General features: G+C 69.3%; 13 protein-coding genes. 10 read left to right on the top strand and 3 right to left on the bottom strand.

Annotated features, from left to right (window positions below; genetic code table 11):
* Nucleotides 1-2: 2 nt before the first annotated feature.
* Together ACFY0K_RS23755 and ACFY0K_RS23760 are read left to right on the top strand one after the other, a co-directional pair.
* On the top strand, nucleotides 3-866 hold the full coding sequence (locus tag ACFY0K_RS23755; RefSeq protein WP_390641544.1) for an ABC transporter permease: 864 nt from the start codon (nucleotides 3-5) through the stop codon (nucleotides 864-866).
* A gap of 11 nt (nucleotides 867-877) precedes the next feature.
* The gene (locus ACFY0K_RS23760) at nucleotides 878-1,693 is read left to right on the top strand and encodes an ABC transporter permease (protein ID WP_390641545.1); all 816 of its coding nucleotides are present in this window, start codon (nucleotides 878-880) and stop codon (nucleotides 1,691-1,693) included.
* A 214-nt stretch (nucleotides 1,694-1,907) separates the two neighbouring features.
* Here the strand turns inward: ACFY0K_RS23760 and ACFY0K_RS23765 are convergent, their stop codons facing one another.
* A complete protein-coding gene (locus ACFY0K_RS23765) occupies nucleotides 1,908-2,507 on the bottom strand; it encodes a TetR/AcrR family transcriptional regulator (RefSeq protein WP_390641546.1) in 600 nt (199 codons plus the stop codon).
* Nucleotides 2,508-2,609: 102 nt separating this feature from the next.
* On the opposite strand from ACFY0K_RS23765, the gene ACFY0K_RS23770 reads away from it, so the two are divergent.
* Nucleotides 2,610-3,773: an epoxide hydrolase family protein gene (locus tag ACFY0K_RS23770; protein WP_390641547.1), complete on the top strand. Its 1,164-nt coding sequence runs from the start codon at nucleotides 2,610-2,612 to the stop codon at nucleotides 3,771-3,773.
* Between the two features lie 158 nt (nucleotides 3,774-3,931).
* Here ACFY0K_RS23770 and ACFY0K_RS23775 read toward each other — a convergent pair whose 3' ends face one another.
* Nucleotides 3,932-4,675 carry an SDR family oxidoreductase gene (locus ACFY0K_RS23775; RefSeq protein ID WP_390641548.1) on the bottom strand — a complete coding sequence of 248 codons (744 nt, stop codon included), beginning with the start codon at nucleotides 4,673-4,675 and terminating at the stop codon, nucleotides 3,932-3,934.
* A 99-nt stretch (nucleotides 4,676-4,774) separates the two neighbouring features.
* Here ACFY0K_RS23775 and ACFY0K_RS23780 point away from each other — a divergent pair, with 99 nt between their 5' ends.
* From ACFY0K_RS23780 to ACFY0K_RS23810, 7 genes are all read left to right on the top strand, one after another.
* On the top strand, nucleotides 4,775-5,671 hold the full coding sequence (locus ACFY0K_RS23780) for a LysR family transcriptional regulator (protein WP_390641549.1): 897 nt from the start codon (nucleotides 4,775-4,777) through the stop codon (nucleotides 5,669-5,671).
* Nucleotides 5,672-5,782: 111 nt separating this feature from the next.
* A complete protein-coding gene (locus ACFY0K_RS23785) occupies nucleotides 5,783-6,778 on the top strand; it encodes a LacI family DNA-binding transcriptional regulator (protein WP_351955825.1) in 996 nt (331 codons plus the stop codon).
* Nucleotides 6,779-6,919: 141 nt separating this feature from the next.
* Nucleotides 6,920-8,272, top strand: a complete 1,353-nt coding sequence (locus ACFY0K_RS23790) for an ABC transporter substrate-binding protein (protein ID WP_390641550.1) — start codon at nucleotides 6,920-6,922, stop codon at nucleotides 8,270-8,272.
* Nucleotides 8,273-8,277: 5 nt separating this feature from the next.
* Nucleotides 8,278-9,234: a carbohydrate ABC transporter permease gene (locus ACFY0K_RS23795; protein ID WP_390641551.1), complete on the top strand. Its 957-nt coding sequence runs from the start codon at nucleotides 8,278-8,280 to the stop codon at nucleotides 9,232-9,234.
* A complete protein-coding gene (locus ACFY0K_RS23800; protein ID WP_351716674.1) occupies nucleotides 9,231-10,112 on the top strand; it encodes a carbohydrate ABC transporter permease in 882 nt (293 codons plus the stop codon). The genes ACFY0K_RS23795 and ACFY0K_RS23800 overlap by 4 nt, the downstream gene beginning before the upstream one ends.
* Nucleotides 10,113-10,143: 31 nt before the next feature.
* Entirely contained in the window at nucleotides 10,144-11,751 is a 1,608-nt protein-coding gene (locus ACFY0K_RS23805; protein ID WP_390641552.1) for a glycoside hydrolase family 13 protein, read from the top strand.
* A gap of 88 nt (nucleotides 11,752-11,839) precedes the next feature.
* Complete coding sequence (locus ACFY0K_RS23810) at nucleotides 11,840-13,984, top strand: discoidin domain-containing protein (RefSeq protein ID WP_390641553.1); 2,145 nt, start codon at nucleotides 11,840-11,842, stop codon at nucleotides 13,982-13,984.
* Here ACFY0K_RS23810 and ACFY0K_RS23815 read toward each other — a convergent pair.
* Nucleotides 13,953-14,771: an ABC transporter ATP-binding protein gene (locus ACFY0K_RS23815; RefSeq protein ID WP_390641554.1), complete on the bottom strand. Its 819-nt coding sequence runs from the start codon at nucleotides 14,769-14,771 to the stop codon at nucleotides 13,953-13,955. The genes ACFY0K_RS23810 and ACFY0K_RS23815 overlap by 32 nt on opposite strands.
* Nucleotides 14,772-14,773: the final 2 nt, after the last annotated feature.

Here is a 14,773-nt window from a genome sequence, read left to right on the forward strand (position 1 = left end):
CCATGGCCCTGCTCACCCGGACCGCGGGGGCGCTGCACCGGCGCCCCCGGCTCCGCCTCGCCCTGCTGCTGACCGCCCCGCTGCTGTGGCTGGCCGTGCTCTACCTCGGCTCACTGGCCGTGCTGTTCGTCTCCGCGTTCTGGACGACCGACTCCTTCACCTCCGAGGTGGTGAAGGTCTGGTCGACCGACAACTTCCACGAGCTGTTCACCACGCCGGTCTACCGGCAGGTGATCCTGCGCAGCGTCGGCGTCGCCCTCGCGGTGACCGCCCTGTGCGCGGTGCTCGCCTTCCCGGTCGCCTTCTACACCGCCCGGGTCGCCAGGCCCAGCCGGCGCCCGCTGCTCGTGGTCGCCATCCTCACACCGCTGTGGGCGAGTTACCTGGTCAAGGTGTACGCCTGGCGGCTGATCCTCTCCGAGGGAGGCCTCGCCGACTGGCTGCTCAAGCCCCTCGGACTGAGCGGGCCGGGCTTCGGACTGCCGGCCACCGTGCTGACCCTGACCTACCTGTGGCTGCCGTACATGATCCTGCCGATCCACACGGCGCTGGAGCACCTGCCCGACAACCTCCTCGACGCGTCGGCCGACCTGGGCGCCCGCGCCGGGCGGACCTTCCGGTCGGTGGTGCTGCCGATGGTGCTGCCGTCCGTCGCCGCCGGATCCGTCTTCACCTTCTCGCTCAGCCTCGGCGACTACATCACCGTGCAGATCGTCGGCGGCAAGACCCAGCTCATCGGCAACCTCGTCTACGCCAACATCGAACTCAACCTGCCCATGGCCGCCGCGCTCGCCACCGTACCCGTCGTCGTCATCGTGCTCTACCTGCTCGCGATGCGTCGTACGGGCGCGCTGAGCAGCCTGTAGAGGAGCCCGCCGTGCAACTCTCCCGTTCCGCGCGGATCGCGCTGCGCCTCGCCGCCGGGTTCGGCTTCGCCGTGATCTACGTCCCGCTGCTCCTCGTCCTCGTCAACTCCCTGAACCCCGACCGCAGCGCCAGCTGGCCCCCGCCCGGCCTGACCACGCGCTGGTGGTCGGCCGCCTGGCGCAGTTCGGGCGCCCGCGAGGCGTTGTGGACCTCGGTGAAGGCCGGGCTCGGCGCCACCGCGATCGCCCTGGTGCTCGGCACGCTGATCGCCTTCGCCGTCGCCCGGTACCGCTTCTTCGGCCGGGACGCGCTCTCCTTCGTGGTCGTGCTGCCGATCGCGCTGCCCGGCATCGTCACCGGCATCGCCCTCAACTCGGCGTTCAGCACGGTCCTGGAGCCGCTCGGCGTCGGACTCGGCCTGTTCACCGTGGTGGTCGGACACGCCACCTTCTGCGTGGTGATCGTCTTCAACAACGTCGTCGCCCGGCTGCGCCGTACCTCCGGCAGCTACGAGGAGGCGGCGGCCGACCTGGGCGCCGACACCTTCCGGGCCTTCGTGGACGTCACCTTCCCGCTGGTGCGTTCGGCGCTGCTCGCGGGCGGGCTGCTCGCCTTCGCGCTCTCCTTCGACGAGATCGTGGTCACCACCTTCACCGCCGGACCGGGCGTCCAGACCCTGCCCCTGTGGATCTTCGACAACATGACCCGCCCGCAGCAGGCTCCGGTGGTGAACGTGGTGGCGGCGGTCCTCGTCCTCCTGTCCGTCGTCCCGATCTACGTCGCGCAACGCCTTTCGGCGGACACGGCGACCGGCAGCCGCGTGTGAGGGGGCGACGAGCGACTCTCCTACCGTTCCGTCCCAGCCGGTCTCGGTGCGCGGATGAACGTCGTGCAACTGTCTGACCTCAGCGAGCGCGACCCTGGCCGAGCTGCAGACACCCTCGACCCACCCCAGCCATTGGAGATCTCCACAGGCCCGTTGACATCGTCGTGATCCGTCCGGAGCAGAGTGATCCGCGGCCCCGCTCGAGTGCTGCGGGTCAGGGCTGGGCGCCCACGAGAGCGATGGCGCGTGTCTCGGGAACTCCCAGCATCAGCAGACTCGTGATCGTCGCTGCTCGGGCGCCGAGGGTCCCGTTCGACAGGTCGCTGTCCGCGATGGCGAAGACGACGCCGTAGGCGACCTGGCTCAGAATGTCCGCCGGCAGGTGTTGTGCGAACACGTCGCCCTCCTGGCCCCGTTTCACCAGGTCGGCGAGGAGGTCGTCGACCGGCCCCAGCAGGCCGTGGATCGTCTCGCCGTACTCGCCACGGCGCAGCGCCAGCAGCACCCGGTACCGGTGCGCCACCGGCCAGAGACGGGCGATGAATTCGACCCACGTCGCGTCCGCTTCCGCGCCGGAGGCGTTGACTTCGGTGAGCACGGCTGTCATCTCGGTGACGGCCCGTTCCGTGAGCGTCCGGACCAGGTCGAGGCGCGAGGGGAAGTGGTCGTAGACCGTGCGACGCACGACGCCGGCAGCGGAGGCGATGTCGCCCATTCCGGCGTCGGGGTTCTCTCCCAGCACGTTGAGGGCGACGTCGAGGATGCGATCGCGTGTCTCCATCATCGAGCGCACGCGGGAGGACTCGGTGGGCACGGCTCCAGTATTGCACACCGGTGTACAGTGAGATTGACTGTACAGCAGTGTGCAGCGAAGAGTTGTGCTGCGCTTCGAAGCTCAGGAGAAGAGAAGAACGCGATGACCGCACCGACGCCACCGACCTCGGCCCTCGTTCGCCCGTTCACCGTCTCCATCCCGGAATCGGAGATCGACGACGTCAAGCAGCGCCTGGCCAGAACTCGGTGGCCGGATCCGGAAACGGTGGGCGACTGGTCGCAGGGGGTCCGCGTGGAGAACGCCAGGTCTCTGGTCGAATACTGGGAGCGCGGCTACGACTGGCGGCGCTTCGAGTCCGAGCTCAATCGCTTCCCGCAGTTCCTGACCGAGATCGATGGGCTGGACATCCACTTCATCCACGTCAGGTCCAGGAATCCCCACGCGATGCCGCTGATACTCACGCACGGATGGCCGGGCTCGATCGTCGAGTTCCTGAAGCTGATCGGCCCGCTGACCGATCCGGTCGCGTTCGGAGGGGATGCCGCCGATTCTTTCGACGTCGTCGTCCCGTCGCTCCCCGGGTTCGGGTTCTCGCAGAAGCCCACGGAGACCGGGTGGGCCGTCTCGCGCATCGCGAGCGCGTGGGCGGAGCTGATGCAGCGTCTCGGCTACACGAAATGGGCCGCACAGGGCGGCGACTGGGGTGCCGTCGTCACCACCGCCCTCGGCGCCATGCAGCCCGAGGGGCTTGTCGGAATTCATCTGAACACGCAGTACGCCTTTCCCGCACGGATACCCGACACCTTGTCGCCCGAGCAGCGCTACGCCGTGGAGACCCTCGCCCTCTACACCGGCGATCTCGGCGGGTCGAACCACCTTCAGGGCACGAAACCGGAGACCGTCGGATTCGCCCTGGCGGACTCTCCCGCCGGCCAGGCGGCCTGGATCTACGAGAAGTTCCAGTCCAAGACCGACAACCACGGGCTCGCAGAGGACGCGCTGAGCATGGACGACATGCTCGACGCCATCTCCCTCTACTGGTTCACCAACAGCGCAGCGTCGTCCGGCCGCATCTACTGGGAGAACAAATCGCTCACTTTCGCCGGCCCGAAGGTGACACTTCCGGTCGCGGTGACGGTCTTCCCGAGGGACATCCCGCGCGTGCCACGCAGCTGGATCGAAGACACCTACAGCAATCTGATCCACTACGGCGAGGCCGACAAGGGCGGGCACTTCGCGGCCCTGGAACAGCCCGAGATCCTGGTCAGCGAAATCCGCACCGGCCTGCGCACCCTTCGTTCCTGACACCGACGTGCGGGCTCAGCGGGTACCGGACGAGTCTTCCCGCGTGTCGCCCGTCGGGCTGGATCAGGGTTGCTGGTCGGCGGGGGCTGTCGGGGCCCGGGAACTGGGCTGTTGCCGCCGCGGCCCGAACGACCGGTGAACCTCTGCGGTCAGGGCACCTAGAGCTGCGAGGCCCCTCCGTCGACGGGGAACTCCGTTCCCGTCGAGAAGGTCGCACCGAACGCCAAGTAGGCCACCGCGGCGGCCACTTCCTCGGACATCCCGAGCCGCTGCATCGGGTTGGTGCTCCGGTAGGTGTCCTTCATCGTCTCGACGACGTCGGCGGGCAGGGAGCGGTCCAGGACGCCGGTGTCGATCGGGCCGGGGCTCACGGCGTTGACGCGCACCTTGCGCGGCAGCAGCTCGCGGGCCAGGGTGCGCGTCATCGACCGCAGGGCCGCCTTGCTCGCCGAGTAGACACTGAGCGCGTCGAGGCCCAGGACGTTCACCACCGACGTGGTGAGGACCACGCCGCTTCCCTCGTGCAAAAGCGGCGCCAACGCCTGCACCGTGAAGTACGGGCCCTTGGTGTTGATGGCGAACACCGTGTCGTACATCTCCTCCGTCGTCGAGTCGAACGGCGCGGACGCGGTGACACCGGCGTTGACGAACAGCGCGTCCACCTCGCCGAAGTGCTCTGCGACCGTGTCCGCCAGCGCCTCGATGTCCTTCAGGTTCGCGGCGTCGCTGCGGACGGCGACCGCCTTGTCCCCCAACTGCTCCAGCGCGGCGTCCAGGGCGGACGGGGTGCGGCCGGTGATCAGTACGCGCGCCCCACCGTCCGCGAACAACCGGGCAGTGGTCAGGCCGATACCGCTGCTTCCACCCGTGATCACGATCTTCTTGCCGTCATAAGTGCTCATGCCCTCAACCCAAATATCCACCCGCACTCCCTGTCCAAGACCTGTTCCGTATGCCGTCATGTCCCGGGCGTATGACGACGTGCGACGTACCCTGGGCGAATGGACCTCGATCTGCGGCTCGTGCGCTATTTCACGGTCGTGGCGGAGTACGGGAACTTCGGCCGGGCCGCCACGAAGCTGCACTTGGCGCAACCGTCGCTGAGCCGTCAGATCCAGCGACTTGAGGCTCAGCTCGGCGTCCGGCTTTTCGACCGTTCGCCGCAGGGCAGCAGCCTCTCCGACGCCGGCCGGGCATTCCTGCCCAGGGCACGGACACTGCTCCAGGAGGCCGAGCAGGCCGCTCGCACGGCCAGAGCGGCCGCCCAGCCCCGCACCGTCACCATCGGCTACGCCGAAGGGCTGGTCATCACCGCCTGTGTGCAGGAACTGCGCCGCCGGCACCCCGACGGCCAGGTCCGCACCCGGCATCTCGACTGGCGGGACACGCGTGCCCTCGCCGAGGGGCGGGTCGACGCACTCGTCGCCTACAGGCCGCTGTCCTTCCCCACGGACGGCTTCCGGGTGGCCAAGCTCCATGAGGAGTCGCGTGTTCTCGTCACGTCGGCCGGCCATCGTCTGGCGAACGAGGAAACGGTCAGCCTGCGGACTCTGTCGGGCGAGGGACTGGTGCCCTGCGTCAGCACGCCCGTCGTCTGGGGCACGCCCAAGCCGGTCGGCGACCGGCCGGCACCACCCCCGCCCGCGATCGACGACAGCTACGAGGACAAGCTGGAACTCATCGCCACCGGCCACTGTGTCGCGATCTTCCCTGCCGGCGACCGACGCGCCGCTGCGCGCGAGGACGTCGCCCTGGTGCCGGTCGTCGGCATCGATCCCTGCGAGGTCGTACTCGTCACGCGCGCCGGCGACCCCAACCCGCTGCTCGGACCCCTCGAAGACGTTGCACGTGCACTGCTCGGCACCACCTCCCGACGGGAGGACGGGGTGCGCGGGTGAAGCGCCGTCGTCACGGCGTGCCGCGCCTGCTCCCACGGCGCTTCGCCGACGGCGAGACGCATCCGCCACCTTACGCAAATAGCTTGCGTAACTTGCGCTACCCTTGCGTGCATGACGCGACGACTTGCGGAAGTAGCCAAGAAGGTCGGGGTCAGCGAGGCCACGGTCAGCCGGGTGCTCAACGGCAAGCCGGGGGTCTCCGAGGCGACCCGGCAGGCGGTGCTCTCGGCCCTCGACGTGCTCGGGTACGAGCGCCCCACCCAACTGCGCGGTGAACGCGCCCGGCTCGTCGGTCTGGTCCTGCCCGAGCTGCAGAACCCCATCTTCCCGGCGTTCGCCGAAGTGATCGGCGGCGCCCTGGCCCAGCTCGGCCTCACGCCCGTGCTGTGCACCCAGACCAAGGGCGGGGTCTCCGAGGCGGACTACGTGGAGCTGCTGCTGCAACAGCAGGTCTCCGGCGTGGTGTTCGCCGGCGGGTTGTACGCCCAGGCCGAGGCGCCGCACGACCACTACCGGCTGCTCGCCGACCGCAACATCCCGGTGGTGCTGGTCAACGCGGCCATCGAGCACCTCGGCTTCCCGAGCGTGTCCTGCGACGACGCGGTGGCGGTGGAGCAGGCCTGGCGGCACCTCGCCTCCCTCGGGCACGAGCGCATCGGCCTGGTCCTCGGGCCCGGCGACCACGTCCCCTCGGCCCGCAAACTGACCGCCGCGCGGGCGATCGGCGACGTGCCGGACGAGTTCGTGGCCCGCGCGATCTTCTCCATCGAGGGCGGTCACGCGGCCGCGTCCCGGCTCATCGACCGGGGCGTCACCGGCATCATCTGCGCCAGCGATCCCCTCGCCCTGGGCGCGGTGCGCGCGGCCCGCCGCAAGGGGCACGAGGTGCCCTCCCGGGTCTCGGTGGTCGGCTACGACGACTCGGCGTTCATGAACTGCACCGAGCCCCCGCTCACCACCGTCCGGCAGCCCATCGAGGCCATGGGCAGGGCCGCCGTCGAACTCCTGAACGCACAGATCGGCGGGACGGTGGTGCCGGCGGAGGAGTTGCTGTTCGAGCCCGAGCTGGTCGTCAGGGGTTCGACCGCGCAAGCGCCGAAAGCCTGAGGCTCAACAGATCCCATCCTCTGTCGAATAATTACAGATTCTGCGTGACATCTTGCGCGGCGGTGCTGCCGGTGCTTGAGTGTGCGGCGCCCACCGATCCCGGTGCGGCGCCCAACTGCTCCTGTTCTGGGGGGTCCACCGATGTCCAGCACCGGGTTCCGCCGTGCTCTCGTCGCGTTCGGCGTCTGTTCCTCACTCGCGCTCTCCGCCACGGCCTGCGGGTCGAGCGGCGACGACGCGAGCAGCGGCAAGACGCGCATCACCGTCAACTGCGAGCCGCCGAAGAGCGCCAAGGTCGACAGGTCGTTCTTCGATCAGGACACGGCCGACTTCGAGAAGAAGAACCCGGACATCGACGTCGTCATGCACGACGCGTTCCCCTGCCAGGACCCGAAGACCTTCGACGCCAAGCTCGCCGGCGGCCAGATGGAGGACGTCTTCTACACGTACTTCACCGACGCCAAGCACGTCGTCGACATCAACCAGGCGGCCGACCTCACGCCGTACCTCAAGGACCTGAAGAGCTACGACACCATCCAGAAGCAGCTGCGGGACATCTACACCGTCGACGGCAAGGTCTACGGCATCCCGCGCACCGGCTACTCGATGGGCCTGATCTACAACCGCAAGCTCTTCCAGCAGGCCGGCCTCGACCCCGACAAGCCGCCGACGACCTGGGAAGAGGTCCGCGCGGACGCCAAGAAGATCGCCGCGCTCGGCAACGGCGTGGTCGGGTACGCCGACTACAGCGCGCAGAACCAGGGCGGCTGGCACTTCACGGCGGAGATGTACTCGCAGGGCGGTGACGTGGTCTCGGCCGACGGCAAGTCGGCGACCGTCGACACCCCCCAGGGGCACGCGGTCCTGCAGAACCTGCACGACATGCGCTGGACCGACAACTCGATGGGCAGCAAGCAGCTCCTCATCATCAACGACGTCCAGCAGATGATGGGTTCGGGCAAGCTCGGCATGTACCTCTCGGCGCCGGACAACATCCCGATCCTGGTGAAGGAGAAGGGCGGCAACTACAAGGACCTCGCCCTCGGCCCGATGCCCGGCGGCCAGGGCACCCTCATCGGCGGCGACGGCTACATGTTCAACAAGAAGGACACCCCCGCCCAGATCCGCGCCGGCCTCAAGTGGCTCGACTCCATGTTCCTCACCCCCGGTGACGGGTTCCTCGGCGACTACGCCCGCGCCAAGAAGAACAACGCACCCGTCGGCCTGCCCGAGCCGCGCCTGTTCACCGGCGCCGCCGACGCCAAGGACCAGGCGGTCAAGAAGGCCAACGCCAACGTGCCGGTGGAGAACTACCAGGCGTTCCTGGACGGCAACCAGTCCCTGCAGATGAAGATCGAGCCGCCGGACGCCCAGCAGATCTACTCCGTCCTCGACGGCACCGTCTCCGCCGTCCTCACCAAGAAGGACGCCGACATCGACCAGCTGCTCAAGGACGCCAACGACAAGATCAACGGCATCCTGGCCCGAGGCTGACCGCGATGACCAAGACGGCCGAGCACCGACCCGCCCCGGCGGCGGTCGGCGCCCGACAGGCTCCGGCGCCGCCCCCGGCAGGGGACCTGAGGCGGCGCCGGATCACCGACCAGGTCCGCGCCTACGGCTTCCTGCTCGGCGGACTGATCTGCTTCGCGCTGTTCTCCTGGTACCCGGCGATCCGCGCCGTGGTGATCTCCTTCCAGAAGTACACGCCGGGCTCGTCCGCCGAGTGGGTCGGCACCGCCAACTTCACCCGGGTCCTGCACGACCCCGAGTTCTCGGCGGCCTGGCGCAACACCCTCACCTTCACGCTGCTGGCCCTGCTGATCGGCTTCGCGATCCCGTTCGTCCTCGCCCTGGTCCTCAACGAACTGCGGCACGCGAAGGCGTTCTTCCGGGTCGTGGTCTACCTCCCGGTGATGATCCCGCCGGTGGTCAGCGCCCTGCTGTGGAAGTGGTTCTACGACCCCGGGGCCGGCCTCGCCAACGAGACGCTGCGCTTCCTGCACCTGCCCACCTCGAACTGGACCAACGGCACCGGCACCGCGCTCGTCTCCCTGGTGATCGTGGCCACCTGGGCCAACATGGGCGGCACCGTCCTGATCTACCTGGCCGCCCTCCAGTCCATCCCCGGCGAGCTGTACGAGGCCGCGGAACTGGACGGCGCGAACCTCCTGCAGCGCGTACGGCACGTGACGATCCCGCAGACCCGGTTCGTCATCCTCATGCTGATGCTGCTCCAGATCATCGCCACCATGCAGGTGTTCACCGAGCCGTTCGTCATCACGGGCGGCGGTCCGGAGAACGCCACGGTCACCGTGCTCTACCTGATCTACAAGTACGCCTTCCTCTACAACGACTTCGGCGGCGCCTGCGCGCTCAGCGTGATGCTCCTGGTGCTGCTCGGCATCTTCTCGGCCGTGTACCTGCGGCTGACCCGGTCCGGGGAGGACGGATGAGCAGCGCCACCCGCACCCTGATCTCCCCGGCGACCCTGGCCCGCCCGCGCGGGAGAGCGGCCTACTGGACGGTCTTCACGGGGGTCGTCGTCCTCTTCGCGCTCGCCTTCCTGTTCCCCGTGTACTGGATGGTGACCGGCGCGATGAAGTCGCCGGACGAGATCGCCCAGACCCCGCCCACCGTCATCCCCAAGCACTGGCACCTGTCCGGTTACACCGACGCCTGGGACCTGATGCAGCTCCCGGAGCACCTGTGGAACACGGTGGTGCAGGCCGCCGGTGCCTGGGCCTTCCAGCTGGTGTTCTGCACGGCCGCCGCCTACGCCCTGTCGAAGCTGAAGCCGGCCTTCGGCAAGGTGATCCTCGGCGGCATCCTGGCCACCCTGATGGTGCCGGCCCAGGCCCTGGTCGTACCCAAGTACCTGACCGTCGCCGACCTGCCGTTCATCCACACCAGCCTGCTGAACGACCCGCTCGGCATCTGGCTGCCGGCCGTCGCCAACGCCTTCAACCTCTACCTCCTCAAGCGGTTCTTCGACCAGCTGCCCCGCGACGTGCTGGAGGCCGCCGAGATCGACGGCGCCGGAAAGCTGCGCATCCTCTGGTCCGTGGTCCTGCCCATGTCCCGTCCGGTCCTCGGGGTCGTGTCGATCTTCGCCCTGGTGGCGGTCTGGCAGGACTTCCTGTGGCCGCTGATGGTCTTCTCCGACACGGACAAGCAGCCCATCAGCGTGGCCCTGGTCCAGCTGTCGCAGAACATCCAGCTCACCGTGCTCATCGCCGCGATGGTGATCGCCAGCATCCCGATGGTCGCGCTGTTCCTCGTCTTCCAGCGGCACATCATCGCCGGGATCAGCGCGGGCAGCACCAAGGGCTGACGGCCCTTCCTCCGACAGAAAGGTTCGCCCAGTGGGACAGCCCAGCCATGCCCCGAAGGACCAGGACTGGTGGCGTTCGGCCGTCATCTACCAGGTGTACGTGCGCAGCTTCGCCGACAGCGACGGCGACGGCACCGGCGACCTCGCGGGCGTCCGCGCGAAGCTGCCGTACCTCGCCGAACTCGGCGTGGACGCGCTGTGGTTCAGCCCCTGGTACCCGTCGCCCATGAAGGACGGCGGCTACGACGTCGCCGACTACCGGGCCATCGACCCGGCGTTCGGCACCCTCGCCGAGGCCGAGAAGCTCATTTCGGAAGCGCGGGAGCTGGGCATCCGGACGATCGTCGACATCGTCCCCAACCACGTCTCCGACCGGCACCCGTGGTTCCAGGCGGCGCTGGCCGCCGGTCCGGGCAGCCCGGAGCGCGAGCTGTTCCACTTCCGTCCCGGCCGCGGCCCGAACGGCGACCTGCCGCCCAACGACTGGCCGTCGCAGTTCGTCGGCTCCACCGAACCGGTATGGACCCGGCTGCCCGACGGCGAGTGGTACCTGCACCTCTTCACCCCGGAGCAGCCCGACCTCAACTGGGCGCACCCGGCGGTCCACCAGGAGCACGAGGACATCCTGCGCTTCTGGTTCGAGCGGGGCGTCGCAGGCGTCCGCATCGACTCGGCCGCGCTGCTCGCCAAGGACCCGGACCTGCCGGACCTGGCCTCGCACCCGCACCCGCACCCCTTCGTCGACCGCGACGAGCTCCACGACATCTACCGTGCCTGGCGCGCGGTCGCCGACACCTACGACGGGGTCTTCGTCGGCGAGGTCTGGCTCCCCGACGCCGAACGCTTCGCCCGCTACCTGCGTCCCGACGAACTCCACACCGCCTTCAACTTCTCCTTCCTGTCCTGCCCCTGGGACGCGGCCCGGCTGCGGACGTCGATCGACACCACCCTCGCCGAGCACGCCCCGGTCGGCGCCCCCGCCACCTGGGTGCTGTGCAACCACGACGTGACCCGTACGGCCACCCGGTACGGCCGCGAGGACACCGCCTTCGACTTCGCGGCGAAGGCCTTCGGCGTCCCGACCGACCTGGAACTGGGGACGCGCAGGGCCCGTGCGGCCGCGCTGCTCTCCCTGGCCCTGCCCGGCGCGGTCTACATCTACCAGGGCGAGGAGCTGGGGCTGCCGGAGGCCGACATCCCGCTCGACCGCATCCAGGACCCGATGTACTTCCGGTCCGGCGGCACCGATCCGGGCCGGGACGGCTGCCGGGTGCCGCTGCCCTGGGCGGCCGGGGCGCCGCACGCGGGCTTCGGCCCGGGTCAGGAGCCGTGGCTGCCGCAGCCGGCCGGCTGGGCGTCGTACGCGGTCGACCGGCAGCAGGACGACCCCGGCTCCATGCTCGCCCTGTACCGGCGCGCCGTCGCCCTGCGCCCGCGCTTCGGTGCGGGCCCGCTGACCTGGCTGCCGGCCCCCGAGGGCGTCCTCGCCTTCAGCCGCGCCGACGGTGCGACGTGCGTGGTCAACCTGGGCGCCACTCCCGCCGAACTCCCCGCCCACTCCGAACTCCTGCTCAGCAGCGGCCCGTTGGACGACGCCGGCCGACTGCCGCAGGACACGGCGGCCTGGCTGACGAACTGAGCCGCCGGCACCGCTCGCGCTATCCCCGTCCCCCCACCCCCGAAGGGATCAGCACATGCAGCGCAGCACAGCCCTCTCTGTCAGGAGCATGCCAGCCATGGCGGCCGCCGTGGCGCTCGCCGCGGGCATGCTCGTCGCCCTCGCGCCCGCCGCCCACGCGGCCGCCGGCGCGAGCCTCCCCTTCACCTCGGTGGAGGCGGAGTCGGCGACCACCACGGGTACGAAGATCGGCCCCGACTACACCCAGGGCACCCTCGCCTCCGAAGCCTCGGGGCGTCAGGCCGTGCGTCTCACCTCCGGACAGCGGGTCGAGTTCACCGCCCCCCAGGCGTCCAACGCCGTGAACCTCTCCTACAGCGTCCCCGACGGCCAGACCGGCACCCTGAACGTGTACGTCAACGGGGTCAAGATCGCCAAGACCCTGGCCGTCACCTCCAAGTACTCCTACGTCGACACCAGCTGGATCGCAGGAGCCAAGCAGCACCACTTCTTCGACAACGCCCGGCTGTTGCTCGGCCAGAACATCCAGGCCGGCGACAAGGTCGCCTTCGAGTCCACCGGCACCCAGGTCACCGTCGACGTGGCCGACTTCGAGCAGGTCGCGGCGGCCGCCTCGCAGCCGGCCGGGTCGGTCTCCGTCGTCTCCAAGGGCGCCGACCCGAGCGGCAACGGCGACTCCACCCAGGCCTTCCGGGACGCCATCTCCGCCGCCCAGGGCGGCACGGTGTGGATCCCGCCGGGCGACTACAGGCTGACCTCGTCGCTGAGCGGCGTGCAGAACGTGACCCTCCTCGGCGCCGGCAGCTGGTACTCGGTCGTGCACACCTCCCGGTTCATCGACCAGTCCAGCTCCTCCGGGAACGTCCACATCAGCAACTTCGCGGTCATCGGCGAGGTCACCGAACGCGTCGACTCCAACCCGGACAACTTCGTCAACGGCTCCCTCGGGCCCAACAGTTCGGTCTCCGGGATGTGGATCCAGCACCTCAAGTGCGGGTTCTGGCTGACCGGCAACAACGACAACCTCGTCGTCGAGAACAACCGCATCCTCGACACCACCGCCGACGGCCTCAACCTCAACGGCAACGCCCACGGCGTCCAGGTCCGCAACAACTTCCTGCGCAACCAGGGCGACGACTCCCTCGCCATGTGGTCCCTGAACTCGCCCGACACCAACTCCAGCTTCACCAACAACACCATCTCCCAGCCGAACCTGGCCAACGGCATCGCCGTCTACGGCGGCACCGACCTCTCGGTGAAGAACAACCTGATCTCGGACACCAACGCCCTGGGCAGCGGTATCGCCATCTCTAACCAGAAGTTCCTCGACCCGTTCTCACCGCTGTCCGGCACCATCACGGTCGACGGCAACACGCTGGTGCGCACCGGCGCGATCAACCCCAACTGGAACCACCCGATGGGCGCGCTGCGCGTCGACTCCTACGACAGCACCATCAACGCCACCGTGAACATCACCAACACCACGATCACCAACAGCCCGTACAGCGCCTTCGAGTTCGTCTCCGGCGGCGGGCAGGGGTACCCGGTCCGCAACGTCAACGTGACCGGCGCGACCGTGCAGAACACCGGCACGGTCGTGGTCCAGGCCGAGGCGCAGGGCGCCGCCACCTTCCGCAACGTCACCGCCACCGGCGTCGGCGCGGCCGGCATCTACAACTGCCCCTACCCGGCCGGCTCCGGCTCCTTCACGCTCACCGACGGCGGCGGCAACTCCGGCTGGTCCAGCACCTGGTCGGACTGCTCCACCTGGCCTGCGCCCGGGCAGGGCAACCCCGACCCGGACCCGAACCGCAACCTCGCCAAGGGCCGCCCGGCGACCGCCACCGGCTCGCAGGACGTCTACACCCCGGGCAAGGCGGTCGACGGCGACGCGAACAGCTACTGGGAGTCCACCAACAACGCCTTCCCGCAGTCGCTGACCGTCGACCTCGGCTCCTCCTACGCCGCCCGCCGACTGGTGCTGAAGCTGCCCCCGTCCTCGGCCTGGAGCGCCCGGACCGAGACCGTCACCGTCCTCGGCAGCACCGACGGGTCGAACTTCTCGACCGTGGTGGGCTCCACGGGCTACCGCTTCGACCCGGCGACGGGCAACTCCGTCACCGTGCCGCTGCCCAGTTCCACCAACCTGCGCTACCTGCGGCTCACCGTCACCGCCAACAACGGCTGGCCGGCGGGCCAGTTCAGTGAGGTGGAGGCGTATCTGACCTCCTGACCGGGTCCTCCCCCCGGGGAACCCCGCGCTTCGCCGTCTGGATCTGCTCGTAGACGTGGGTCCGCAGCTCGGCGAAGCGCGGGGCGATCCGCGTGTGCAACTGGTCCCGCTCGTCCGGGAGATCCACCTTCAGCTGCTCCTGGACGACGGTCGGGGAGGCGGACAGGACGATCACCCGCTGCCCCAGGTAGACCGCCTCGTCGATGTCGTGCGTGACGAACAGGATCGTGATCCCGCGTTCCCGCCACAGCCCCCGGACCAGATCCTCCAGATCGGCCCGGGTCTGCGCGTCGACAGCCGCGAACGGCTCGTCCATGAGCAGCACCCGGGGCTCGTAGGCGAGGGCCCGCGCGATCGCCACCCGCTGCTGCATGCCGCCGGAGAGCTGCCACGGGTAGGCGCCGGCGGCGTCCGCGAGACCGACCGAGCCGAGCGCGTCGGCGACCAGTTCCCTGCGCCGCTCGCGCGGCAACCGCTTCTGCTTCAGCGGGAGTTCGACGTTCTCCGCGACCCGCATCCAGGGGAACAGGCTGCGGCCGTACTCCTGGAACACGAACGCCGTCCCGGGTGGCGGCCCGGTCACCCGCCGCTCCTCCAGGAGGACTTCGCCGCCGGTCGGGGTGAGCAGGCCGCCCATGCACTTCAGCAGGGTGGTCTTGCCGCAGCCCGACGGGCCGACCAGGCAGACGAGTTCGCCCGCCGCCACGGTGAAGGTGAGGTCCCGCACCGCCTCGACACGGCGGCCGGATCCGTCGTAGACCTTCTGCAGGCCGCGTACGTCGAGCATGG

Source organism: Streptomyces sp. NPDC001507 (genome assembly GCF_042894765.1).
GTDB lineage: Bacteria > Actinomycetota > Actinomycetes > Streptomycetales > Streptomycetaceae > Streptomyces.

What these genes read in the sequence shown, in the direction of transcription:
- ACFY0K_RS23810 (WP_390641553.1), top strand. Translation starts at nt 11,840, where the DNA reads ATGCCAGCCATGGCGGCCGCCGTGGCGCTCGCCGCGGGCATGCTCGTC.
- ACFY0K_RS23795 (WP_390641551.1), top strand. Translation starts at nt 8,278, where the DNA reads ATGACCAAGACGGCCGAGCACCGACCCGCCCCGGCGGCGGTCGGCGCC.
- ACFY0K_RS23755 (WP_390641544.1), top strand. Translation starts at nt 3, where the DNA reads ATGGCCCTGCTCACCCGGACCGCGGGGGCGCTGCACCGGCGCCCCCGG.
- ACFY0K_RS23775 (WP_390641548.1), bottom strand. Translation starts at nt 4,675, where the DNA reads ATGAGCACTTATGACGGCAAGAAGATCGTGATCACGGGTGGAAGCAGC.
- ACFY0K_RS23790 (WP_390641550.1), top strand. Translation starts at nt 6,920, where the DNA reads ATGTCCAGCACCGGGTTCCGCCGTGCTCTCGTCGCGTTCGGCGTCTGT.
- ACFY0K_RS23785 (WP_351955825.1), top strand. Translation starts at nt 5,783, where the DNA reads ATGACGCGACGACTTGCGGAAGTAGCCAAGAAGGTCGGGGTCAGCGAG.
- ACFY0K_RS23815 (WP_390641554.1), bottom strand. Translation starts at nt 14,771, where the DNA reads ATGCTCGACGTACGCGGCCTGCAGAAGGTCTACGACGGATCCGGCCGC.
- ACFY0K_RS23800 (WP_351716674.1), top strand. Translation starts at nt 9,231, where the DNA reads ATGAGCAGCGCCACCCGCACCCTGATCTCCCCGGCGACCCTGGCCCGC.
- ACFY0K_RS23770 (WP_390641547.1), top strand. Translation starts at nt 2,610, where the DNA reads ATGACCGCACCGACGCCACCGACCTCGGCCCTCGTTCGCCCGTTCACC.
- ACFY0K_RS23780 (WP_390641549.1), top strand. Translation starts at nt 4,775, where the DNA reads ATGGACCTCGATCTGCGGCTCGTGCGCTATTTCACGGTCGTGGCGGAG.